This is a genomic window from Herbaspirillum sp. meg3, from assembly GCF_002257565.1.
Lineage (GTDB): Bacteria > Pseudomonadota > Gammaproteobacteria > Burkholderiales > Burkholderiaceae_D > Herbaspirillum.
Window position 1 is genome coordinate 1,961,194 of sequence record NZ_CP022736.1, and the last position, 24,708, is coordinate 1,985,901.

Consider the following 24,708-nt stretch of genomic DNA (forward strand, 5'->3'; position numbering starts at 1 on the left):
AGCAATTCCGTAAGACGAGTACTCAAAAATGAAAATATCCGACGATAAAGACCTGTGGGTCTCCTGGGATGACTACAATCGCAGCATCGAAAAACTGGCCCTGAAAGTCTATGAATCAGGCTGGCAGTTCGATCAGGTATTGTGTCTGGCGCGTGGCGGCTTGCGTCCCGGCGATGTGTTCTCGCGCATCTTCGACGTGCCGCTGGCGATTCTGTCGACCAGTTCCTACCGTGAAGCGGCCGGCACTATTCGCAGCAGCCTGGACATCGCCAAGTACATCACCATCACCAAGGGCAGCCTGTCGGGCCGCGTCTTGCTGGTGGACGATCTGGTTGATTCCGGCGTGACCCTGCAAAAGGTCCAGATGCACCTCAAGGAGCACTATCCGGCCGTGACCGAAATCAAATCGGCTGTGCTGTGGTGGAAGGCGTGCTCCATCGTCGAACCGGACTATCATCTCGACTATCTGCCGACCAATCCGTGGATTCATCAGCCGTTTGAAGACTATGACGGCCTTGGTCCGCATCAGTTGGCGGCATGGATCAAGAAGGGCGAGTCGAAGTAATTCGTCGTTCTGCCGGTATAAAGAAAAAGAGCTTACGCCATAACGTAAGCTCTTTTTTTTGTGTCCATGGTTTGCACGTATGAAGCATGTTCAGATAACGCCATACCCGTCGCAGCTGGTCTTCTCAGGGAATGATCTTGCGGCGACGGAAGTCGTCGAAGATATCCATGAACATTGCTTCGGTCTCGACATATTCATGAAACCCGAAACGCCGCGCCTTGGAGCTGTCGCCGAACATGTCGTAGTCCCATGAGAAGACAAAATCACTGAATTCCCACGACGACAAGTCGGCGAAGCTGTGCGGCGCGAGATCATGCTTTTCGATGATCTGTTGCCACAAGCCGGCCTTGTCAGCCATGACCGAGGTCAGCGACAAGGGCAGCGGTGGCGCTACTTCCAGATCAAAGTAACGCGCAATCTTCGGCCACATTTCGCTCCAGCGGAACAAGTCGCCGTTGCCGATGTTGAAAGCCTGATTGCCGCAGCGCGGATCGGTCGCCGCCCACACCGTGGCCTTTGCCAATAATCCTGCGTCCGTCATCTCCACCAGTTTGTCATAGGCTCCCGGTTTGCCGGGGAAGCGCAACGGCAGGCCGAGCTCTTTCGAGATCGATGCATACACCGCAATCGCCAGCGCCAGGTTCATCGGATTACCCAAGGCAAAACCGCCGACTACCGCCGGCCGGATGCCGGACCAGGTCCACGATTTGCCTTGCTGGCGTTGCTCCAGATAGGTTTGCTGGTCGAACATGAATTCCGGCGGCATGAAATGCGCATCTGTTTCACGCGCCGGGGTCTTGAACGGACCGAGATGGCCGCCGTACACCTTGTAGCCCTGCATCAGGCTGACGTGATGCAAGTTGCTTGCCACGGCCTCGACGCTTTCCAGCGTATTCATCAGCATCGCCAGATTCGGCGCTACCAGTTCGGCCCAGCTAGGGCGATGCTGATAGGCGGCGTAGAAGATATGCGTGATTTGCTTGAGACCACCCAATTTGAAGCGCGCATCGGCAGCGTCAAGCAGATCGACGGCGACGTGCTGCACACGCTCGTCCGACTCGCCGCCACGGCGCGACAGGCCGATGATGTTCCAATCTTCCAGGCCGCGCAGATGATCGATCAGGTTGCGGCCGATAACACCTTGGGCGCCGACTACCAGAGCTACTTTTTGTGTATTCATGGTCGATACTTTGGTGTGTTTGGGCTTAGCAAACTTCGTTGGCAGTCTTCATCGAGACGGCCGGTACGGCTTTGCGATCCAGCTTCCAGCTGATCAGCGCCACGACCAGGCCGCCCGCCGTGATCAATGCAGCAACCAGCGACACTGCATGCAGGCCGGGGCCATGATCGATGGTGACGCCACCTAGCCATGCACCCAGAGCGTTACCCAGGTTGAAGGCCGCGATGTTGACCGACGATGCCAGATTCGGCGCGCCGGTGGCTTTTTCAAGCACGCGCATTTGCAGTGGCGGTACAGTGGCGAAAGCGGCGGCGCCCAGCAGACCAACGGTGATCACGGCAGCGAGCTTGTAATGGCTGGTGAAGGAGAACAGCACCAATACGCCGGCCAGTAACACCAGACTTATCACGAGCGTCGGCATCAGATACTTGTCGGCAAATTTGCCGCCCAGCAGATTACCACCTACCAGGCCGACGCCGAACAGCAACAGGATCGGCGATACAGCGCCAGGCTGGAAGCCGGTGATGTCGGTCAGGATGGGGGCGATGTAAGTAAATGCGGCAAACACGCCACCGAAGCCCAGCACGGTCATCAGCAGGCCGAGCAACACTTGCGGACGACCCAGCACACGCAGTTCGCTGCTGAAATCGGCATCCTGCTTGTCATCCGAACGCGGCACCAGATACGCAGTTGCCAGCAAGGCCACAACACCGATGGCGCTGACCGCCCAGAAGGTCGAACGCCAGCCGTAAGCTTGGCCCAGCCAGGTGCCGAAAGGCACGCCGAGCACGTTAGCCACGGTCAAACCGGTGAACATCAGTGCAATAGCGGAGGCTTGTTTTTCCTTCGCGACCAGACCGGTGGCGACCACCGAGCCGACACCGAAGAAGGCGCCATGCGAGAACGAAGCGATGATGCGCGAAATCATGAGCGTGGCGTAGTCCGGCGCGATCGCACAGCCGATGTTACCGATGACGAACAGCACCATCAGGCTGACCAGCAAGGTTTTACGCGGCAATTTTCCGGTGGTGGCGGTGACCAGCGGGGCGCCGACGAACACGCCCAGCGCGTAGCCCGTGACCAGCAGGCCGGCCGAAGACAAGGTCGTACCCAGATTGGCGGCGACTTCGGGCAAGAGGCCCATGATGACGAATTCCGTGGTTCCTATCGCAAATGCGCTGATGGCTAGCGCCCATAAAGCAATCGGCATGATTTCACTCCCAATGGTTGTTTGATGTATGGCATTGTGAGGCCTATCTTTGTTGAGAAAAATACCGTTAAAATCAAAGAATATTTGAATTGGAGTCAACAATGACCATGCAATCGGATGAAATGCGTATCTTCATCGCCGTGGTTGAAGCAGGCAGCCTGAGCGCCGCAGCGGAAGTGCTGGAGCAGACGACATCGGGCATCAGCCGGGCGCTGACGCGATTGGAAGAGAAGCTTGGCACCAGCCTGCTCACCCGCACGACGCGACGGATGGAGTTGACGGAGGAAGGGCAGGTATTCCTGGCGCAGGCGCGCGACATCATCGCGGCCATGGAGCGCGCCGAAGAGTCAATCCGTATCCGCAGCCAGAAGCCGGTCGGCAAGCTGCGTGTGGACGCCTCCGCGCCGTTCATGCTGCACTGTATCGTGCCGCACGTTGCTGCTTTTCGCGAAGCCTATCCCGACATCGAGCTGGATCTGACGACCAATGATCGTTTCATCGATCTGGTCGAGCAGCGCACCGACATTGCGATCCGTATCGGCGAATTGCAGGATTCCTCCTTGCATGCCAAGCCGTTGACCTCCGCGCGTCTGCAACTGCTGGCCAGTCCGGAATACCTGCGACGTCACGGTACGCCCAAGACCGTCAAGGATCTCGATAGTCACCAACTGATCGGTTTCACGCAACCAGAAGGGTTGAACCACTGGCCGTTGCAGTACGAAGACGGCGACCGCTATCCGATCAAGCCTTCATGCCGTGCCTCCAGCGGGGAAACGATCCGTCATCTCGCGATCCATGGACAGGGTATTGCCTGCCTGTCCAATTTCATGTCGGACGCCGACGTGGCGGAAGGGCGTCTGGTGCGTGTGCTGGAAAAGTCGCATACGGCATTTCGCCAGAAGATCCATGCTGTGTATTATCGGAATACGCAAATCTCGAGACGCATCAGTTGTTTTCTTGATTTTTTGCAGTGCAAGCTGTAAGTCCGATCTGTAAGTCCGATCTGTGATTCAGAACCAACCGAGTCGCAATCTGTCTTGATCGTGTCACAAGGCTTCGTCACCATGAAGCATTGCCGAAGAACTGATTAAAAAGATAACGGAGCAAGCATGTCCCTGATTACCCGGACTTCACAATGGATCTCGATCCTGGCGCAAGCCTCAGCTGTCATCGCGCTGATCAGCGCGCCGTCGCTGGCGACAGCCGCCAATGTTGCCGGTTTCTCACCGCAAGGCGACGTCGCTCAGATTCGTCAGGTGCGCGCAACGTTTTCCGAGCCGCTGGTCAAGTTTGGTGATCCCAAGGCTGCTGCGCCTTTCGACATCAATTGCGCCGTAGCAGGCACTTCGCGCTGGGCCGACGGCAAGAACTGGGTTTACGACTTTGAGCGTGATCTGCCGCCGGGCACGCGCTGTTCATTTACGCTGAAGCCGGGCGTCAAGGCCGTGTCCGGAGCGGCAATCACCGGCAAGAGCGTGTTCCAGTTCAACACCGGCGGTCCTGCCGTTGTGCGGCATATGCCCGAAGGGAACGAGATTGAAGAAGAGCAGGCTTTCATCCTGTTCCAGAACGGCGCTGCCAATCAGGACAGAGTGCGTGATCATATGTATTGCGAGGCCGAAGGCATTCATGAACGCATTCCGGTCAAGTTTGTGACCGATGCCATGCGCAAGGACTTGCTGAAAGAGTTCGCCAAGAAAATCGATCCGTCGCTGGTCACCATCGTGCAATGCCAGCAGCGCCTGCCCAACGATGCGTCAGTCAAACTGACCTGGGACAAAGGCATCACCACGCTCAACGGCATTGCGACGACGATCCCGCAAACCTTCAAATTCAAGGTGCGCAAAGAATTCACCGCCAGCCTCAGTTGCGAGCGTGAGAATGCCAATGCGGCGTGCTCGCCTATCCTGCCGGTGACGATGTCGTTTTCATCCGCCGTGCCACGCAAGCTGGCCGAAGCGGTGGAGCTCAAGAGCAGCAACGGCAAGCTCAAGCCTTTCTTCGAAAAGAACAATACGGAAGAGTTGGTCTACAACCTGACCTTCAAACCGCCGTTTCCGGAGAACGGTGAGTTCAGCATCAATCTGCCATCCGGATTCAAGGACGAAAGCGGCCGCACGCTCAGCAATGCTTCCGCCTTTCCGCTGAAGTCGCGCACCGCCGGCTATCCACCGCTGGCGAAATTCCCGGCGGCGCCATTCGGCATCATCGAATTGAATGCCGACGCCACCTTACCGGTGACGTTACGCCGCGTAGAAGCGAACCTGCTGGTGCGTGGCACCGACGGCAAGGCTTTGCCCGGCAAGGTCGCCAATCTCAAAGTCGATGGCGACAAAGGTGTGATCGCGTGGCTGACCAAGCTCAATCGTTTTCATGAACGCTGGGGCGACACCACAGGGAAAACGCCTGACACGCGCGCCATCGGTTTGCTGGCCAAAGAGCCGGGTGTGAAGACGCTGAATTTGCCCGCACTATCGGATGCCAAAGACGGTGAAAGGCCGTTCGAAGTGGTCGGTATTCCCTTGAAGGATCCGGGCTTCTATGTGGTCGAACTGGAGTCGCAAAAACTCGGCGCATCCTTGCTCGGCAAACCGGCGCCGATGTATGTGCGTACCAGCACGCTGGTGACCAATTTGTCGGTGCACGTCAAACTTGGCCGCGAGAACAATGCGGTATGGGTGACCACGCTGGATACGGCCAAGCCGGTGGCGGATGCCGACGTGCGCATTTCCAATTGCCGGGGTGACGAACTGTGGCGCGGCAAGACCAATGCGATCGGCGTGGCGATGATCGCCAAACCAATCGAAGATAGTTGCGCCAGCCGCCAGAACGAAGACGGCGCCATCAGCGGCCTCTTTGTCAGCGCGCGCAAGACGGATGAGAAGGGACGTGCCGACATGGCGTTTGCACTGACCTCATGGAGCGACGGTATTGAATCGTGGCGTTTCAATTTGCCAACCGACCGCTCGTCCGGCGCCAATGCCCGTGCACATACAATCTTTGACCGTAGCTTGTTCCGCGCCGGCGAAACGGTGTCGATGAAGCATGAGTTCCGTCTCGAAAGCATGACCGGCTTTGCGCTGGCGGGCAAAGACAAGTTGCCCACACGCGTGCGCATCATCCATCAGGGCAGTGGGCAAGAGTTCCAGTTTCCGCTGAAATGGCGCAATCAAAAAAATGCCGAGACCGTTTTTGCGATTCCGAAAGAAGCCAAACTCGGCAGCTACGATGTCATGCTCGACAGCGGTGCAGCAAAGAGCGGCAATGACAGCAGCAATGAGGGCGATGGTGATGCCGAAGAAGGTGGCGCTACGCAAGGCAGCTATAGCACCGGCAGTTTCCGCGTCGAAGAATTCCGCCTGCCTTTGATGCAGGGACGCATTACGCCGGTGATCGCGAACAAGAGCGCCGGTCTGGTGGCACCGAAAGAGGTGCCGGTCGACGTCCAGCTTAACTACATCAACGGCGGTGGCGCTTCGGGACAAGCGGTGCGCGTCAGCAGCCTGATGCGCGCAAAGGCGGTCAGTTTTGCCAGCTATGAGGGCTATTCTTTTGGTGCGGGCAGTTACGGTGGTGAAGACGGCGATGCCGGCAGCGATGACCAGAAAATCGTTGCCGACAAGTTGCCGGTGACGCTGGATAAAAATGGCGCCGGGCGCACCACGGTCAAGTCCATGCCCGTCATCAAGACGCCGCGTGAACTGCTGACCGAGATGACCTATAACGATCCGAACGGCGAGATCCAGACCATCTCCAACGTCACGACCGTATGGCCATCGGCGGTGGTCATCGGCATCAAGGGCGGTGATTGGGTTTCGGTGAAGAAGAAGCTGGCCTTGAGCATGGTCGTACTCAATGCGGCAGGCCAGCCGCAAGCCGACGTACCTGTCGAAGTCTCTGCCCTGAGCCGGCAAACCAATTCGCATCGCAAGCGCATGGTCGGTGGTTTCTACGCGTATGAAAATACCCGCTCGTCGCAAAACCTCGGCACGCTATGCAACGGCAAGACCGACAAGCATGGCGTACTCATCTGCGACGTGTCCTTGTCGGAAGCCGGTAACGTCGAACTGACTGCCACCGCCAAGGATGGCAACGGCAACGCCTCGTTCGCGCAGACCTCGGTATGGGTGACGCGCCAGGGCGAATTGTGGTTCGATGGCGAGAATCAGGATCGCATCGATATCCTGCCGGAAAAGAAAACTTATCAACCCGGTGAGACCGCTAAATTCCAGGTGCGCATGCCGTTCCGCTATGCGACTGCTCTGGTGGCGGTAGAGCGTGAAGGCGTGATCGAAACGCAGGTCGTGCAATTGAACGGACAGGACCCGACCATCAGCCTGCCGATCAAGGGAGACTTCGCGCCGAACGTCTACGTCTCGGTGCTGGCCGTGCGTGGGCGCATGCGTGAAGTGCCGTGGTATTCCTTCTTCAGCTGGGGTTGGAAAGAACCGATCAACTGGTGGCACGAGTTCAAGGAATATCAGGCGCCCGGCACCATGGTCGATCTGGCCAAACCGGCCTACAAATTTGGCGTCGCCGAAATCTCCGTCGGCAGCGGTGCGCATTTGCTGAAGGTCGCCGTAACTGCTGACAAGCCGACGTATCCGATCCGTTCGACAGCCAAGGTCAGTGTGCAAGTCACACTGCCTGACGGCAAACCTGCCGCTGGAGCCGAGATTGCGTTGGCGGCAGTGGACGAAGCCTTGCTGGAACTGCAGCCCAACACCAGCTGGAATCTGCTCTCTGCCATGCTGCAGCGACGCAGCTACGGTATTGAAACATCGACTGCGCAGATGCAGGTGATCGGCAAGCGCCACTACGGCAAGAAGGCGACTCCCGCAGGTGGCGGTGGCGGTAAATCGCCGACGCGTGAATTGTTCGACACCTTGCTGTTGTGGAAACCGTACGTGGTGCTCGACGCCAACGGCAAGGCGCAGATCGACGTGCCGCTCAACGATGCGTTGACGGCCTTCCGTATCGTCGCAGTCGCGGAGAGTGGTGCTGGTTTGTTCGGTACCGGATCGGCAAGCATCCGCTCGTCGCAGGATGTGCAGGTCATCTCCGGCTTGCCGCCGCTGGTGCGGGAAGGCGATCAGTTCAATGCCATGGTCACTGTGCGCAACACCACGACGCGTGCCATGCAGCTTCGCCTGAACGCGAAAGCGACGACGGGATCGATACCGACTGCCACGATTACCTTGCAGGATAAGGACGTCGCCATTCCTGCTGGTGAAGCGCGTGAAGTGATGTGGCCGGTGACCGTGCCCGCAGATATCTCGCAATTGAGCTGGGAAATCGGCGCACAGGAGCAATCCGTATCGTCCATATCGGCCGCGAAGGACGCCATCAAATTCGTCCAGCGCGTAGTACCGGCGATCCCAGTGATGGTGCAGCAGGCGACCTTGTTCCAGCTTGACAAGGCATCGTCGATGAGCGTCGCGCAACCTGCCGACAGCTTGCCTGGACGCGGTGGATTGACTATTTCGCTCAAGCCGAGTCTTGCCGGCGGCAGCGAAGGCATCCGCAAATATTTCGTCGACTATCCGTTCTCTTGTCTGGAGCAGCGCACCTCCAAGGCCATCGGTCTGCGTGACGATGCGATGTGGCAGAAGATCGTGACTGATCTGCCGACCTACCTCGACGCGGATGGCCTGGCGTATTACTTCCCGCCGAGCGAATCCAATGCGCGGCGCGGCAGCGATACCTTGACCGCTTATCTGCTGGCAGCATCGAATGAGGCGGCCTATGTTTTGCCGACGCAAAGCCGCGACAAGATGCTCGATGGTCTGGCGGCGTTTGTCGACGGCAAGCTTACGCGTGATTTCTGGTCGCCGAAGAAAGATCTCGATGTGCGCAAGCTGGCAGCACTGGAGGCCTTGTCGCGCTATCACCGTGTACAGCCATCCATGCTTGGCTCGATTCAGATCAACCCCAATCTGTGGCCGACCTCGGCAGTGCTCGACTGGATCGCCATCCTGCAGCGTGTGACGACCATTCCTGATCGCGATAAGCGTCTGGCGGAAGCCGATCAGATCATCCGCTCGCGCCTGAACTATCAAGGTACCCGCATGGGCTTCTCGGATGAGGCGAACGATTACTGGTGGTGGCTGATGGCCAGTGGCGATAGCAATGCTAATCGTCTTGTATTGACCATGCTGAATAACCCGGCCTGGCGAGAAGATATGCCTAAGCTGATCAGCGGCGCCATCCAGCGTCAACAGCGCGGCCATTGGAGCACGACCACCGCCAACGTCTGGGGTAGTCTGGCGCTGGAGAAATTCAGCCGTACATTCGAGGCGGAAAAAGTGGCGGGCACGACGCGCATCGTCTCCGACGCAGGTAATAACGCGTATGCCTGGAGCGGCGCAGGCGCAACCGGCGGCAAAGTGCAGATTCCTTGGGGCACGCCTGCGCCGGGTACGTTGAAGTTCACGCAGGAAGGCAACGGTAAGCCATGGATCACCATGCAAAGTCTGGCTGCCGTGCCGTTGAAGGCGCCATTCTCCAGCGGATACCGCATCACCAAGACGGTTGTTCCGGTCGAGCAGAAGCAGAAGGGCGTCTACAGCCGCGGCGACGTGTTGCGTGTGACGCTGGATATCGATGCGCAGACCGACATGACCTGGGTGGTGCTGAACGATCCGATTCCGGGCGGCGCCAGCTTGCTGGGTTCCGGATTGGCGCGCGACTCGGCGATCACGCGCAGCGGCGAAGACGATGGCCGTTCGCGCAGCAGTGCATGGCTTGCGTATGAAGAACGAAGCTTTGAGGGCTATCGCGCATACTACGAACGCATGCCGAAGGGGCGCTCCAGCATTACCTATACGGTGCGTCTGAACAACGCCGGTGAGTTCAGTCTGCCGCCGACGCGGGTCGAAGCGATGTACGCGCCAGAGATGTTCGGTGAAATTCCGAACGCCAGGCTGAGTATCAAGGCGCCGTGATGACGGGGATTGCACAACGGCATATTGCAGCAATATTTTTCGCTGCGACGACCGTGTTTCTGGCGGGCGCGCCGGTTGTCGCGCATGCCGTCCCGAGTTTTGGTGAGGTGCAGCAATCCTTCCGTTCATCGGACGCCGCGATGTACGACCGGCATGGAGAATTGATCCAGCAACTGCGGCTCAATCCCAATGAGCGTCGCTTATCGTGGATCGCTTTGGAGGATGTGTCGCCGGCGCTGCGCAACGCCCTGATCGCTTCCGAAGATCGCCGCTTCTATCAGCACAGCGGCGTCGACTGGAGCGCCGTGGCGGCGTCGGCATGGGGCAATCTGTGGAACACCAGGACGCGCGGTGCGTCCACCATCACGATGCAATTGGCGGGTCTGATCTATGACGATCTGCGCCGCAAGTCGTCGGCACGGTCGATGACGCAGAAAGTGTCCCAGGTCTTCATTGCGCAGTCGCTGGAGCGCAATTGGCGCAAGGATCAGATTCTGGAAGCTTATCTGAATTTGGTCAGTTTCCGCGGTGAGCTGGTCGGTGTCCATGCCTTGTCACGCGTGCTGTTCGGCAAGCACCCCAGCGGTCTCAATCAGAGCGAGGCTGCCATCGCGGTAGCGTTGATTCGGGCGCCCAACGCCAAGCCTGCCAAAGTCTCGGAGCGCGCCTGCACCATTCTGAAAGAGCAGGGCACACCGCAAGAATGTAATGGCTTGCAAGGCCGTACTGAACTGGTATTGGCACGCGCAACGGCCAAGGGCGAAATCAGTGGCGCTGCAACTGCACCGCAACTTGCCCCGCATCTGGGGCGAAAGCTGCTCAAGGATGCAGGGAAACCGATTTATTCAACCCTCGATGCAGCGACGCAGCGTTTTGCCAGCGATGCCTTGCGCCGTCAATTGTCGGCGTTGGTGGATAGAAATATCGAAGACGGCGCCGTAGTCGTGATCGACAACGCCAGCGGTGATGTGCTTGCCTGGGTGGGCTCAAGCGGCTCGCTGTCCGGCGCAGCGCAGGTCGATGGTGTGCAGGCTTTGCGTCAGGCAGGCTCGACGCTGAAACCATTCCTGTATGAGATGGCGATCGAGAAAAAATGGCTGACGGCAGCATCGCTGCTCGACGATTCGCCGGTCAATCTGGCGACCTCTGCCGGTCTCTATATTCCACAGAATTACGATCGGCAATTCAAGGGGCTGGTGAGCTTGCGTACCGCGCTGGGTTCGTCGCTGAATATTCCAGCCGTGCGTACGCTGGTGATGGTGACGCCGGAGCGTTTCTTCCGGCGCTTGCAGACGCTTGGTTTCAATCTGCGCGAGTCAGGTGACTACTATGGCTACAGTCTTGCGCTCGGCAGCGCCGACATCAGCCTGCTGTCGCTGACCAATGCCTATCGCGCATTGGCGAATCAGGGACGTTACAGTGGCGTTCGCACGGCGACAAATGATCCACGCGTGAGCTATCAGCAGGCAATGGATGGCGGCGCCTCTTTCATCGTCGGCGACATCTTGTCCGACCGCAGTGCACGGGCACGCACTTTTGGTCTGGAGAATGCCTTGTCGACGCGCATCTGGACGGCAGTCAAGACAGGGACGTCAAAGGACATGCGCGACAACTGGTGCATCGGATTTTCGTCGCGCTATACCGTTGGTGTGTGGGTCGGCAATGCATCCGGCGCGCCGATGTGGGATGTGTCGGGTGTCACTGGCGCAGCACCGGTCTGGCAAGAGGTGATGCAGTATCTGCACCGTCAGTCCAGTTCGCAGGAGCCGGCGAAGCCTGCATCGGTGATTGCTCAGCCGGTCCAGTTTGAGAATCAGCTGGAAGCAGCGCGCACCGAATACTTTTTGCCCGATACCAGTCAGCGCATGTTGCAGGTGGCGAGGTCAGGCGAGATTGCGCCAACGATTACCTATCCGACACCGGGCATGCTTGTGGCGATTGATCCGGATATTCCGCCAACGCATCAACGTCTGCGTTTCACCGCGCAAGGTGCGAAGCAGGGTGTGTGGCTGCTTGATGGGAAGCCGTTGAAAGTAGCGGGGAAGAAAACTGCAGACCTGGGGATTGACTGGATGCCTTGGCCAGGCAAGCACAAACTGGTTCTGCAGGATGCGAACGGCGCGGTGCTCGATCAGTTGCAGTTCGAGGTACGTGGGGCGCTGGTGCGGCCACCGGAGGGGAAACCTGTGAAGAGTAAGGTGAGTTTGCCGGCGAGATAGAAAAAGTCCCTAAAACGCAAAAGGCCGATTGATTTTCATCAACCGACCTTTTATGTTTTGGTGCCCACGGAGGGACTCGGTCACGTGCCGCGACCCCGTTTGGCCTTGCACGGCCAAACCTTCGAGTCCCACCCGCAAGGCGCGCAGGCGCCTTGCTCGCGGTCTCCAAAACGCAAAAGGCCGATTGATTTTCATCAATCGACCTTTTATGTTTTGGTGCCCACGGAGGGACTCGGTCACGTGCCGCGACCCCGTTTGGCCTTGCACGGCCAAACCTTCGAGTCCCACCCGCAAGGCGCGCAGGCGCCTTGCTCGCGGTCTCCAAAACGCAAAAGGCCGATTGATTTTCATCAATCGACCTTTTATGTTTTGGTGCCCACGGAGGGACTCGAACCCCCACACCTTGCGGCACATGGACCTGAACCATGCGCGTCTACCAATTCCGCCACGTGGGCCTAAAACGTCTTCACACAAAAGTGTGCAGCGCTTAGAAGGGCTGAATAATACTGATATTGAATCTGGTGGTCAACAAAATAATGCGTAAAAACGAAACATCATGAGAGGGTATTCGTTCGATGTGAATTTCATCGAGGCATGATGAGATTCTGGAAATACGGAAAACGAAAAAAGGAGAGGCCACCCACAAAAGTGGCAGGTTGATTCCGCGCGAAATAAATACGCGGAAATGCGCGAAGAAAATGCATTCGAGTTCGCGAAGAAAGGCGCTGAGATTTTTTCGGCTCTGAAAACGCAAAAGGCCGGCTGATTTTCATCAACCGACCTTTTATGTTTTGGTGCCCACGGAGGGACTCGGTCACGTGCCGCGACCCCGTTTGGCCTTGCACGGCCAAACCTTCGAGTCCCACCCGCAAGGCGCGCAGGCGCCTTGCTCGCGGTCTCCAAAACGCAAAAGGCCGATTGATTTTCATCAATCGACCTTTTATGTTTTGGTGCCCACGGAGGGACTCGAACCCCCACACCTTGCGGCACATGGACCTGAACCATGCGCGTCTACCAATTCCGCCACGTGGGCAATACCGCGAAAGAACGAGATTATAGCCTATTTTCAGATCTTGTCAATCACTTGGGGCGTTGCCGCCCATTTATTTTCAGGCGGCGGGTGCCGACGGCGCTATCGGGGCTGCATGTTAGGTAAATACCGGAAACCTCCGTTACACTAGGGCATGTTGCACCATGGGCCAAGGCCCAGTAGTCGTATTCCAGCAGCTCGCCAGGCGGTTCCGCTGTGGCGAAACTGATGAATAACAATTTACCTGATTACACTTTTGAGCCAATTTCCCTATACCATTCCCAGCCGCGAGGAAATTCTCGGCATCCTGCGCACCTCTTCGGGCGCGCAAAACGCGATGACACTGGCTTCTGCCCTCAGCGTCAAGCCGGAAGAGATGGATGGCCTGACGCGACGCCTGAATGCGATGGAACGTGACGGTCAGATCAAGCCCGACCGCGCCGGCAACTACAAGCTGACGCATTCCCCAGATTTCATCGAAGGCCGTGTCAGCAGCCATCGTGACGGTTTTGGTTTCCTCTTGCCGGAGGACGGCAGCGCCGACATTTTTCTGCCCGAGAAAGAAATGCAGAAGGTCTTGCATGGCGACCGTGTCCAGGCGCGCATCATCGGCACTGATCGCCGCGGACGTCCGGAAGGCACGATTGTTGAAGTGGTCTCGCGCGCCAATACGCATGTCATCGGCCGCTTGCTTAATGAGAATGGCGTCTGGGTAGTGGCGCCTGAAGACAAGCGTATCGGGCAGGACGTGATCCTCGCCGGTTCGCCGGGCAAGGCCAAGGCAGGGCAGGTGGTCAGTGTTGAGTTGACCGAACAGCCTTCGCGTTACACACAGCCTGTCGGCAAGATTGCAGAAATCCTCGGCGACATCGACGATCCGGGTATGGAAATCGAAATCGCCGTGCGCAAGTATGGCGTGCCGCATGAATTTTCCGAAGCAGCCAAGAAGTTGGCCGCAAAGCTGCCGGGCGAAGTCAAACCGGCCGATCTGAACGACCGCGTTGATTTGCGCGACGTGCCACTGGTGACCATTGATGGCGAAGATGCGCGCGACTTCGACGATGCGGTCTATTGTGAACCGATCAAGATCGGCCGCGCCAAGGGCTATCGTCTGATCGTTGCGATTGCCGACGTCAGTCACTATGTGAAGCCGAACGACGCGCTCGACGTGGATGCGCTGGAGCGCAGCACGTCGGTGTATTTTCCGCGCCGGGTGATACCAATGCTGCCCGAGAAGTTGTCGAACGGCTTGTGCTCACTTAATCCTGACGTCGATCGTTTGACGCTGGTGTGCGATGCCGTGATTACCGCCAAAGGCGAGATCAAGGCTTACCAATTTTATCCGGCGGTGATTCATTCCGCAGCACGCCTGACGTATACCGAAGTTGCTGCAGTTCTCGCCAATACAAAAGGCCCGGAAGCTGCCAAGCGTGCCGGGTTGGTGCCGCATTTGCTGAATCTGTATGAAGTCTTCCAGGCGCTGTTGCAGTCACGTCAGGCACGCGGTGCAATCGACTTCGAGACAACCGAAACCTATATCGTTTGCAATGCCGTCGGCAAGATTGAGAAAATCCTGCCGCGTACCCGCAATGACGCGCATCGCGTGATTGAAGAGTGCATGCTGGCAGCCAACGTCTGCGCAGCGGATCTGTTGAAGCGTCACGAGCATCCGGGTCTGTATCGCGTCCACGCCGGGCCGACCAAAGAACGTCTCAACCAGTTGCGTACTTTCCTCAAGCAAATCGGCCTGAGTCTTGGCGGCGGCGATAGCCCGAGTGCATCTGATTACGCCGAGTTGATGCCGAAGATCAAAGTGCGTCCGGATGCCTTGCTGATTCAGACGATGCTGCTGCGTTCCATGCAACAAGCCGTGTACAGCCCCGAAAACATCGGCCACTTCGGCTTGTCGTATGAATCCTATGCGCACTTCACCAGCCCGATTCGTCGCTATCCGGATTTGCTGACGCATCGCGCCATCAAGGCGATCCTGTTGGGCAAGCGTTACGATCCGAAGGGCATCGATACCAGCGTGCTGAACACCATGCTGTCGCCCGCGGCACGCAAGGCGCAGGCATTGGATCGCGCCAACGGCAAGAAGAAACCGGAAAGCAGCGTCGCCATCTGGGAAGCGCTGGGCATTCACTGTTCCGCCAATGAGCGCCGTGCCGATGAAGCATCGCGCGACGTTGAAGCATGGCTCAAGTGCTACTTCATCCGCGACAAGCTGGGTGAAGAGTTCACCGGCACCATCTCGGGTGTGGCCACATTCGGCATCTTCGTTCAGCTCGACGCGTTGTATATCGAAGGCATGGTTCACGTCACCGAACTGGGTGCGGATTACTTCCAGTACGACGAAGCGCGTCATGAGTTGCGCGGCGAGCGCACCGGTATCCGCTATCAGTTGACCGACCGTGTAACGGTACAGGTCAGCCGTGTCGATCTGGATGCGCGCAAGATTGATCTGCGTCTGGTGACCGAGCCGGGTATCCGTACGATTTTGAAGAATGAGGCGCGTCGCGCTGAGAATGCGCAACAAGCCCGCAGCAAGGCAGGCGCAGGCAAAGGCGCACCGGCGGCCCGGGCCGGTGGTGGTGCTAAGGCAGCACCCGCCCCAGCGGCAGCAAAAACTGCCAAGGGTGCGAATAAGGGGGCGAACACGCCAAAGGCAGCAAGCAAATCCGGCAAAGCTTTGCCGCGAGTGAAGGGCGGGATTGAGTCGGACCGCAAGCGTCCAGCCAAGGGTTTTTCCCGCCCAAGCAAGAAAAATCGCTGACGCCGGCGGCGCCTTTCTTAACGCGGCGTCACGGCAGTAGCGTTAACCATGCGCTGAAGGAGACTGAGCCGTAAGGTTTGGTCTTTTCAGCGCCGACTTATTTAGTGAGTTATTTAGTGAAGCAGTATTTAGTGAAGAAGCAGGGCACATGAAAAGTAAAATGATTTTTGGCTTCCACGCCGTCACCTCGCGTATCCGTCACGAGGCATCGTCGGTCGAGGAATTGTATGTCGATTCCGAGCGTAACGACGCTCGCATGCGCGATCTGCTGCACGCAGCCAAGGCTGCCGGCGTACGCATCATCCAGGCAGACGATCAGCGCCTGTCGAATATTGTCGGCACCCGCCGTCATCAGGGCGTCGTCGCCAAGGCCGGCGAGCTGTCCCTGGCGCGCAATCTGGACGAACTGCTCGACGTTGTCGAAGGCCCGCCATTGCTGTTGATCCTCGATGGCATTACCGATCCGCATAACCTGGGCGCTTGCCTGCGCGTTGCAGATGGCGCCGGTGCACACGCGGTGATCGCGCCGAAGGATCGCGCGGTCGGCCTGAACGCGACGGCGGCCAAAGTTGCCAGCGGTGCGGCAGAAACCGTTCCTTATATCACCGTGACCAATCTGGCGCGCACCATGCGCGACCTCAAGGATCGCGGCGTCTGGCTGATCGGCATGGCTGATGATGCAGACAAGGATTTGTACGCAGGCGATTTCTCCGGCCCGACCGCGTTGGTTATGGGTTCGGAAGGTGAAGGCATGCGCCGCCTGACGCGTGAAACCTGCGATATTCTGGTCAGCATCCCCATGTTCGGCTCGGTCGAGAGCCTGAATGTCTCCGTCGCTTCCGGCGTCTGTCTGTACGAAGCGCGCCGGCAGCGTCTGCCCAAGTAATATTGGGCAGCCCGCCGGGATCCCCGGCGGGTAATATTTCCTCGTGTGATCCCATTCTTGACGTCAGGAAAGCCTGTCCGTCTTCGGCAAACCTGACGGTAAACGATTAAGATTGCACATTCTGCATTGACAGCCACATTATGTTTACTCAACTTCGAGAAGATATTTCCAGCATCATTGAACGCGATCCTGCTGCGCGCAACGCCTGGGAAGTCTTGACCTGTTATCCGGGCTTGCACGCGGTCGTTCTGCACCGCATCGCGCATAGCTGCTGGAACAGCGGCTTGAAGTGGCTGGGGCGCTTTATCTCCCAGCTGGCGCGATGGTTCACGGGTATCGAAATCCATCCGGGTGCGACCATCGGCCGGCGTGTGTTCATCGACCATGGATTCGGCGTGGTGATCGGTGAAACAGCGGAAATCGGCGACGACTGTACGATTTATCAGGGTGTGACGCTGGGCGGTACTTCGCTTAATAAGGGGGCCAAACGTCATCCTACGCTGGGCCGCGGCGTGATCATCGGCGCCGGTGCGCAAGTGCTGGGCGGTTTCACCGTCGGAGACGGCGCCAAGGTCGGCTCGAACGCCGTGGTTGTCAAAGAGGTGCCTCCGGGCGCCACAGCCATTGGTAACCCGGCGCGCGTCGTGCAAAAGGTGCCTCAGGATCCTCGCGAACAAGCTGCGGCACGCATGTTCGCGGCATATGGTGTGACCCCGAATGGTGACGATCCCTTGTCGAAGGCGTTGCACGGTTTGATCGATCAGGCTGCTGCGCAAGAGCACCAGATCGAGGTGATTCTTGCTGCGATCAAGTCTGCAGGTATCGGCTGCGAAAAGCTGAAGGAATTGGAGAAGTTCGACGCGGCACAGTTGAATAAACTGGTCGAGTAGTCAGCGTTGAAACGAGTCTGAAGTCGAGGGTAGGAATAAAAAAAGAGGAGCAGATTAGCTCCTCTTTTTTTGTCCGTAATGACCAGGCGGACTTGCTCAGCGATACCTATTTCAACTCCGTACCAGCAGCATCGAAACGATGCAGAACGCCGTCTGCAGTCAGGCTCATCCAGCCGCCGCGTGCAGGCTCAACGTCGTATTCCCAATCGGGCAAAACGTAGCGAAGACGTGTTGCTGTGCCTGACTCGTCGACATGGAGGGCGGGGCGGTGCGTATGCCCGTGAATCAGGGTCTGCGTGCCGGTCTGGTCGTAGAGCGTGCGTACGGCCTCGGCATTGACGTCCATGATGTCGTAGGATTTCTCTTTATTGGCATCCTTGCTGTTCTGACGTACGCCTTCAATGATGGCCTTGCGCTGAGCCAGTGGCATGCCAAGAAACTGCTGCTGCCATGCCGGTTGACGTACCTGCGCACGGAAAGCCATGTAGGCCGTGTCATCGGTGCATTGCGCATCGCCATGCGCCAGCGTGATATCGCGACCGGCGAGGTGGATGACGTGCGGATCGTCGAGGATCGTCAGTCCGGCAGCTTCCGCAAAAGCGGCGCCGACCAAAAAATCGCGATTACCTGCAATCCAGTAGATCGCCACGCCGCTGTCGCTGACGCGGCGCAGTGCGTTGACGATGTCGCTGTTGTACGGCGTCTCGATATCGTCGTCACCGGCCCAGTATTCGAAGATGTCACCGAGCAGATAAAGCTGTTCGGCCCGGCTCGCATGCTGGTTCAGAAAGTCGTAGAACGCCTGCGTCGTGCGTGGCAGACTGGCCTGCAAATGCAGGTCGGAAATAAAAAGCGCAACCGCTGTGGGTTGCGCTTCTTGTACAGATGAAGTGTTCGTCATCGGAGAAAGTGAAAGGCGACGACTTAGACGACTTCTGCTTTTTCGATCACGACGTCTTCAACCGGCACGTCGGCAAACATGCCGGAGCGGGTGGTTTTGACCGCCTTGATCTTGTCGACCACGTCCATGCCTTCGATGACCTTGCCGAATACACAGTAGCCCCAACCGTCCTGGCCTGGGAAGTCGAGGAAGCTGTTGTTCTTGACGTTGATGAAGAACTGAGCCGATGCCGAATGCGGGGCCGAAGTGCGGGCCATTGCCAGTGTGTATGGCTCGTTCTTGAGACCGTTCTTGGCTTCGTTCTCAACCGGATCGTTGGTTGGCTTTTGCTTCATGCCTGGCTCAAAGCCGCCGCCTTGCACCATGAAACCATCGATCACGCGATGGAAAATGGTGCCTGCGTAGTGGCCCGAATTAACGTAGGCGAGGAAGTTTTCAACTGTCTTTGGTGCTTTTTCTGCTTCGAGTTCGACCTTGAAGCTACCGTGGTTGGTGGTGAAGAGAACAGCCATGAGAATCCCTTTTGTGTAAATAATAAAAATGAAATGCTAAAAACCGGTGTGAATGCTTGCGCTTATTGACATTGCGTGAACTTGCGCGAGCTTACTTGAGCACCGTCGCCGACTGGATCACGACCGGCGTCAAAGGCACATCGTCAAACATGCCGCTGCTGCCGGTACGAACCTGTTTGATCTTGTCGACCACGTCGGTGCCTTGTACTACCTTGCCGAATACTGCGTAGCCCCAGCCATCACGGCTCGGATAGTCGAGCGGACGGTTGTTGGCGACATTGATGAAGAACTGTGCCGCAGCCGATTGCGGGTCGGACGTACGTGCCATGGCGATAGTATACGCTTCGTTTTTCAAACCGTTCTTAGCCTCGTTCTTGATCGGTGCCTGCGTCGGTTTTTCGCGCATGTTCTGATCGAAGCCGCCGCCCTGGATCATGAAGCTGCCGATCACGCGATGGAAGATGGTGCCGTCGTACTGGCCGCTCTTGACGTACTTGAGGAAGTTGGCAGTGGTGATTGGCGCCTTGTCTGCATCCAGTTCGAGCACGATGTCGCCCATGCTGGTTTTAAGCTGCACGCGTGGCGCGTCAGCGGCGTGTGCCATCAAGGCAGCACCGGACAACGACAGGGCAGCGATGCATTGCAGCAACTTGCGACGGGAAAGGGCTTGAATCATGTTACTTCCTTACTAGGTGAGGTAGTGAGAATCGGCTTGCCGTCAATGCGCGGATCGCTCTGGTTCAGCGGCGATCCGTGATGACGAAGGCATTCGGATGGGACAGATCAGGCAGTGCCTTCGTAGACGATCTTCCATTGCAATCCCTCTTTTTGCCAGTACTGGCGCTTGCGGACCGCGTTCTTGTTTTTGCCGACAGAGGTTTCCTGTACGAAGGTGCTGACGATCATTTCGTCCTTGCCAGGATAGCGGTACAAGCTCAGGTCACGCACTTTGACACTGGAAGGACGCGCGCCGTTCAGGCTTTTTTGCTGGCGGCCGAACCAGGTGCTCAGGCTTTCGCCGAGGTTGGAGCGGAAAGTCGGAGAATAATTGGCCAATACCTTGTCGGCATCGGTGGCTTCCATGTCCTGCTGCCACTGATCCATGAATTTGCTGGCAAAGCCGCGTTCCTTGTCCCATTCTTTCTTGTCGACAAATTGCACACCATCGCTGATGACAACCACGGTCTTGCCGACTTCCGCTGTGGCGTAGAGACTTTGCAGATCCGGGTTGGCAAGCACGACGCAGCCGTCGGAAGACAGCGGCGGACGGCTGAAATTGTCGGATGGTGTACCGTGCAGCCAGATGCCTGAGCCGCTGCGTCCGTTGCGCTTATCCCACTCGTTCGGGTAATTGAGCGGCAGGGCGCCGGTGCCGTAGAAGTCAGGCAGCTTTGGACCGGGGATGCGTGCATTGACGTAGTACACGCCGATCGGTGTGCGCTGATCGCCTTCACGCGACTTGTTGACGCCGTAGCGTCCTTGCGAAATGTAATAGTCAGTGATGAACCTGAGCTGACCGCCCTGATTTTCATAGACATACATGCGCGAGCGCGAAGTATCGACCACCAGCACGTTCTTCTGGTCGTCGCCGACCTGCAAGACCGGTTTCGGAACCAGGCTTGGGTTGGGGCGTTCTTGCAGTGACTTGATGCGCACCATTGCTTCGGCGCGCAAGTCCTTGAGTTTGTCGGCAGGCGCATCGGCAATGGCGCCAAAGCTCTTGACCGGGCGTACGTGCATCATCAGCAAGTCGCCGCGTACCAGGTGGCCAAGGCGGAAGTGCGGATAGGCCGCGACCAGCGCATCGGCTTTGGCCTGCGCTTCTTGCAAACGATTGTTGCCGAGGTCTTTGTAGACTTCGATCAGCAAGGCTTCGGGATCGGGCTTGCGCATCTCCGACTGCAAGGCCTGAGGCGGAATCGCCGAAGAGGAGGCAACGCTGCCTGCAACCGGCGTCAACGCCAGGCAAGCCAGAATCAGCCGTACAAAGGCTGATGGCAAAGGAGAACCTTTGCCTTGATGTGCAGCGAAACGAACCATTACCCTCCCGAGCGCTCCTGTTTGATCAGCCACTTGTTGCCCTGTTTAACCAGGATCAATGTCTTGCGGCTATTAACTGTCAGACGGTTGGAATTATATATCTGACGGAAGCGGACGGTGGCAGTGTCATTTTTGATCGTGACCTGAGGGACATCGACCTTGACGCTGATATGGCCCTTTTCCTCGATGCGGGCGCGGCGTTCGTCAGCCCAATCCTTGCGCGATTCGCCCTTTGGCGTCTGGAAATCGCTTGCGTACGCGGCCAGGTAGGACTTCACGTCCATATCGCTCCAGGCTTTTGCCCAGTTGTTGACGGCATTGAGGACAACCGTCTTGTCCTTGTCGGCACGCGCAGCTTCAGCGGCTTTTTCCGCTTTCTCAGCAGCCTTTTCAGCGGCCTTGTCTGCTTTGCTTGGTTTCTCAGTCTTGTCGGCCGGTTTTTCAGCAGGTTTCTCGGCTGGCTTTTCGACCGGCTTCTCTACGGGTTTTTCAACTGGCTTGGGCTTTTCAGGAGCAGGTGCCGGTTTTGCCGGCGCAACAGGTTCCGGCTTTGGCTCGGGCTTCTTCACTTCGGGAACCTGTGCCGGGGTTGGTGCCGGCGCAGGAGTGACCGATGTAGCAGGGGCAGCAGGCGCACTCACAGCCGGCGACTTGCTGCCATTGGTGTTGGCGCTGGCGAGCTTGGGAATGGTGCCGCCGGTAATGTTGCCGGTCAGCGTGCGCACCAGCGTCAGTTTCGGTTGCGGTACGTTGCTGCCCGGATCAATCTGCAAAGCTTTGTCGTAGGCCTGGCTCGCCAGCTTGGCGTAGACGTCGCCCAGGTTTTCCAGCGCGGTTGCGTACGTAGGATTGGTATGAATTGCCATGTCCAGTGTCGCGCGCGCCTTGTCATATTGACCATTGGCGGCATACAGCACTGCCAGATTGTTATACGGCTCAGGCAGGTCGGGGAAGTCTTCGGTCAGCTTGCTGAAGATCGCAATTGCTTCTGCTGACTTGTTCTGTTCTGCTAAGATCAGGCCTTTCACAAAGCGCATTTGCGCATCGCGCGGATGCTTTGCCAGAACGGCGTCGGTTTTTGCCAGGGCTTCAGGATACTGCCCGCTGCGCATGAGTTTGCTGATGTCCGAGACTTCGCTTGCTTGTGCCGAGTAGATTGCGGCGATCAAGCCGGATAGAATAACGGTCTTGCTCAAAATGCCACGCAATGCATTGCGATATGGGTGCGGAGATGCAAGAAGCATGGTTTTCATCAATGCTATACTCAAACGAAAAGACGCATTTTATCAAAGAAGCACTACAAAAAGGGTTTTGGCAATCGTGTTGTATTCATGTTGATACCGCTATAAAAAAACAAGCGCGGGCGCACTGAACCGTGCTGGCGGATGGCGATTGACGCCATCTCATCAGCGCGACGAAATACACTACGAATAACTGCCGGAACCGATACTTCCCATCCATGAGCAATCTGAAAATCTACAACACGCTGGCGCGTGATAAGCAGGTCTTTTCCCCTATTGAACCAGGTAAAGTTCGCCTTTACGTGTGCGGCATGACGGTCTACGACTACTGCCATCTGGGGCATGCGCGCGTGATGGTGGTGTTCGACATGGTGCAGCGCTGGTTGCGTGCGAGCGGCTTTGACGTCACTTATGTGCGCAATATCACCGACATTGATGACAAGATCATTCATCGCGCCATCGAGAACCGCGAAACCATCGGCCAGCTGACCCAGCGCTTCATCGACGCCATGGATGAAGACTCCGCCGCGCTTGGCGTGCAAAGGCCGGATCACGAGCCGCGTGCTACTGCCTATGTGCCGCAGATGCTCGACCTGATCCAGAAGCTGCAAAAAAACGGCCTGGCCTATCTGGGCAGTGATGGTGACGTCAATTATTCCGTGCGTGATTTTCCCGGTTACGGAAAGTTGTCCGGCAAATCGCTGGATGACTTGCGTGCCGGCGAGCGCGTTGATGTCAACACCGGCAAGCGCGATCCGCTCGACTTCGTATTGTGGAAAGCCTCCAAGGAAAGCGAACCAGCCGAAGTGAAATGGGATTCGCCGTGGGGTAAAGGCCGTCCCGGTTGGCATATTGAATGTTCGGCCATGGCCAACGACTTGCTGGGTGATCATTTTGACATCCATGGCGGTGGTCAGGACCTGCAATTCCCGCATCATGAGAACGAAATCGCCCAGTCGGAAGGCGCGCACCAGCATGGCTTCGTCAATTATTGGATGCACAATGGATTTGTGCGCGTCGACAATGAAAAAATGTCGAAATCGCTCGGCAATTTCTTTACCATCCGTGATGTACTCAAAAAGTATGATCCTGAAGTCATTCGGTTTTTCATCCTGCGCGCGCACTACCGCAGTCCGTTGAACTATTCGGATGCGCATCTGGATGATGCGCGCGTGGCCTTAACCAGGTTTTACACGGCATTGAAAGATGTGCCGGTGGACGGTGCCATGACGGTGGATCACACTGAAGCGCACGCACTGCGTTTTGCTGAAGCAATGAATGACGATTTCAATACGCCGGTTGCGATTGCGGTATTGTTCGATCTCGCCAATGAAGTCAACAAAACCAAATCGCCTGCGCATGCTCGGCAACTGAAAGCATTGGCGGGTGTCATCGGACTGTTGCAGCGTCCGGCGGACGATTTTCTGAAGGCCCGTATCGGCAGCGATGGAGACGGACTTTCAGAAGCGGATATTGAAGAAAAGATCGCGGCGCGTGTCGCCGCCAAAAAAGCTAAGAATTTCGCCGAAGCAGATGGCATCCGTGCCGAACTCGCTGCCGCAGGCGTAATTCTGGAAGACAAACCAGGCGGTTTGACCGAGTGGCGACGAGGCTGATAAGAATGATAAAAAACAATCCGGCTGATCAGGCGATCAGCGTACCGGCGTACTGGGAGGACGCCAAGGCCGAGCTGATGAAGCGAGACCGCATCATGCGCAAGCTGATCCCGCAGTTCGGTGATTTGCAACTGACCGGTCGCGGCGACGCGTTTACCACGCTTGCACGCTCCATCATCGGTCAACAGATTTCCACCAAGACGGCGCAAGTGGTGTGGCAGCGTTTTCTGGAAGAATGTCCCAAATGTACGCCATTGCAGGTCTTGAAGGCCGGACCTGAGAATCTTGTCGCCTGCGGCCTGTCCAAGCGCAAGGCAGAGTACATTCTCGACCTCGCCAATCACTTCAAGGCCAAGACCGTCCATCCCGATAAATGGGCGGAGATGGAAGACGAAGACGTCATTGCCGAGATGCTGCAGATCCGCGGTCTGGGGCGCTGGACAGCGGAGATGTTTTTGATATTTAATCTGCTGCGACCGAATGTCCTGCCTTTGGATGACCCGGGGTTGCTCAAAGGCATCAGCAACAGTTATTTTTCCGGCGAACCGGTATCGCGCAGCGATGCGCGCGAAGTTGCCGCTAATTGGGAGCCGTGGCGTACTGTTGCCACGTGGTATCTATGGCGCAGCCTGGATTCGGCCGCCTCCGGAAGAATGAGTTAATGAAGCGGGTGCCGTGACCGGATGTTGACGGAACGGCAA

General features: G+C 57.4%; 16 protein-coding genes and 2 tRNA genes. 9 read left to right on the forward strand and 9 right to left on the reverse strand.

The genetic code is table 11. The features are described from left to right. The first annotated feature begins 28 nt into the window (after nucleotides 1-28). Nucleotides 29-565, forward strand: coding sequence for a phosphoribosyltransferase (locus hmeg3_RS08925; protein ID WP_007877294.1), 537 nt, complete (start codon nucleotides 29-31; stop codon nucleotides 563-565). A gap of 124 nt (nucleotides 566-689) precedes the next feature. Here the strand turns inward: hmeg3_RS08925 and hmeg3_RS08930 are convergent, their stop codons facing one another. Together hmeg3_RS08930 and hmeg3_RS08935 are read right to left on the reverse strand one after the other, a co-directional pair. After that, nucleotides 690-1,745 (reverse strand): SDR family oxidoreductase, encoded by a 1,056-nt coding sequence (locus hmeg3_RS08930; protein ID WP_094563413.1) that lies wholly within the window; start codon nucleotides 1,743-1,745, stop codon nucleotides 690-692. Nucleotides 1,746-1,770: 25 nt separating this feature from the next. Beyond that, on the reverse strand, nucleotides 1,771-2,955 hold the full coding sequence (locus hmeg3_RS08935) for an MFS transporter (RefSeq protein WP_094563414.1): 1,185 nt from the start codon (nucleotides 2,953-2,955) through the stop codon (nucleotides 1,771-1,773). 101 nt (nucleotides 2,956-3,056) lie between these two features. Between hmeg3_RS08935 and hmeg3_RS08940 the strand changes: the two genes are divergently transcribed. From hmeg3_RS08940 to pbpC, 3 genes are all read left to right on the forward strand, one after another. Then, nucleotides 3,057-3,938: a LysR family transcriptional regulator gene (locus hmeg3_RS08940; protein ID WP_094563415.1), complete on the forward strand. Its 882-nt coding sequence runs from the start codon at nucleotides 3,057-3,059 to the stop codon at nucleotides 3,936-3,938. Between the two features lie 126 nt (nucleotides 3,939-4,064). After that, complete coding sequence (locus hmeg3_RS08945) at nucleotides 4,065-9,899, forward strand: Ig-like domain-containing alpha-2-macroglobulin family protein (protein ID WP_094563416.1); 5,835 nt, start codon at nucleotides 4,065-4,067, stop codon at nucleotides 9,897-9,899. Continuing rightward, on the forward strand, nucleotides 9,899-12,118 hold the full coding sequence (pbpC, locus tag hmeg3_RS08950) for a penicillin-binding protein 1C (RefSeq protein ID WP_094563417.1): 2,220 nt from the start codon (nucleotides 9,899-9,901) through the stop codon (nucleotides 12,116-12,118). Before hmeg3_RS08945 ends, pbpC begins: the two co-directional genes overlap by 1 nt. Before the next feature lie 370 nt (nucleotides 12,119-12,488). On the opposite strand, the gene hmeg3_RS08955 is transcribed toward pbpC, so the two are convergent. Next, nucleotides 12,489-12,573, reverse strand: a tRNA-Leu gene (locus hmeg3_RS08955). A gap of 493 nt (nucleotides 12,574-13,066) precedes the next feature. Further along, a tRNA-Leu gene (locus tag hmeg3_RS08960) sits at nucleotides 13,067-13,151 on the reverse strand. Nucleotides 13,152-13,404: 253 nt separating this feature from the next. Here hmeg3_RS08960 and rnr point away from each other — a divergent pair. From rnr to cysE, 3 genes are all read left to right on the forward strand, one after another. Then, a complete protein-coding gene (rnr, locus tag hmeg3_RS08965) occupies nucleotides 13,405-15,921 on the forward strand; it encodes a ribonuclease R (protein WP_094563418.1) in 2,517 nt (838 codons plus the stop codon). A 148-nt stretch (nucleotides 15,922-16,069) separates the two neighbouring features. Next, nucleotides 16,070-16,807, forward strand: coding sequence for a 23S rRNA (guanosine(2251)-2'-O)-methyltransferase RlmB (gene rlmB, locus hmeg3_RS08970; protein ID WP_094563419.1), 738 nt, complete (start codon nucleotides 16,070-16,072; stop codon nucleotides 16,805-16,807). A gap of 140 nt (nucleotides 16,808-16,947) precedes the next feature. Then, a complete protein-coding gene (gene cysE, locus hmeg3_RS08975; protein WP_094563420.1) occupies nucleotides 16,948-17,697 on the forward strand; it encodes a serine O-acetyltransferase in 750 nt (249 codons plus the stop codon). A 106-nt stretch (nucleotides 17,698-17,803) separates the two neighbouring features. On the opposite strand, the gene hmeg3_RS08980 is transcribed toward cysE, so the two are convergent. The 5 genes from hmeg3_RS08980 to hmeg3_RS09000 all read right to left on the reverse strand — a co-directional run bounded on the left by hmeg3_RS08980 (nucleotide 17,804) and on the right by hmeg3_RS09000 (nucleotide 22,403). Continuing rightward, on the reverse strand, nucleotides 17,804-18,598 hold the full coding sequence (locus tag hmeg3_RS08980) for a UDP-2,3-diacylglucosamine diphosphatase (protein ID WP_094563421.1): 795 nt from the start codon (nucleotides 18,596-18,598) through the stop codon (nucleotides 17,804-17,806). A 23-nt stretch (nucleotides 18,599-18,621) separates the two neighbouring features. After that, nucleotides 18,622-19,110, reverse strand: a complete 489-nt coding sequence (locus hmeg3_RS08985; RefSeq protein WP_094563422.1) for a peptidylprolyl isomerase — start codon at nucleotides 19,108-19,110, stop codon at nucleotides 18,622-18,624. 91 nt (nucleotides 19,111-19,201) lie between these two features. Then, nucleotides 19,202-19,786 (reverse strand): peptidylprolyl isomerase, encoded by a 585-nt coding sequence (locus hmeg3_RS08990; RefSeq protein WP_094563423.1) that lies wholly within the window; start codon nucleotides 19,784-19,786, stop codon nucleotides 19,202-19,204. Nucleotides 19,787-19,893: 107 nt separating this feature from the next. After that, entirely contained in the window at nucleotides 19,894-21,150 is a 1,257-nt protein-coding gene (locus tag hmeg3_RS08995; protein WP_094563424.1) for a murein L,D-transpeptidase family protein, read from the reverse strand. Then, nucleotides 21,150-22,403: a tetratricopeptide repeat protein gene (locus hmeg3_RS09000; protein ID WP_094563425.1), complete on the reverse strand. Its 1,254-nt coding sequence runs from the start codon at nucleotides 22,401-22,403 to the stop codon at nucleotides 21,150-21,152. The genes hmeg3_RS08995 and hmeg3_RS09000 overlap by 1 nt, the downstream gene beginning before the upstream one ends. A 206-nt stretch (nucleotides 22,404-22,609) precedes the next feature. Here hmeg3_RS09000 and cysS point away from each other — a divergent pair, with 206 nt between their 5' ends. Together cysS and hmeg3_RS09010 are read left to right on the forward strand one after the other, a co-directional pair. Continuing rightward, the gene (gene cysS, locus hmeg3_RS09005) at nucleotides 22,610-24,007 is read left to right on the forward strand and encodes a cysteine--tRNA ligase (protein ID WP_094563426.1); all 1,398 of its coding nucleotides are present in this window, start codon (nucleotides 22,610-22,612) and stop codon (nucleotides 24,005-24,007) included. Nucleotides 24,008-24,012: 5 nt separating this feature from the next. After that, on the forward strand, nucleotides 24,013-24,669 hold the full coding sequence (locus tag hmeg3_RS09010; protein ID WP_094563427.1) for a DNA-3-methyladenine glycosylase: 657 nt from the start codon (nucleotides 24,013-24,015) through the stop codon (nucleotides 24,667-24,669). The last annotated feature ends 39 nt before the right edge of the window (nucleotides 24,670-24,708 follow it).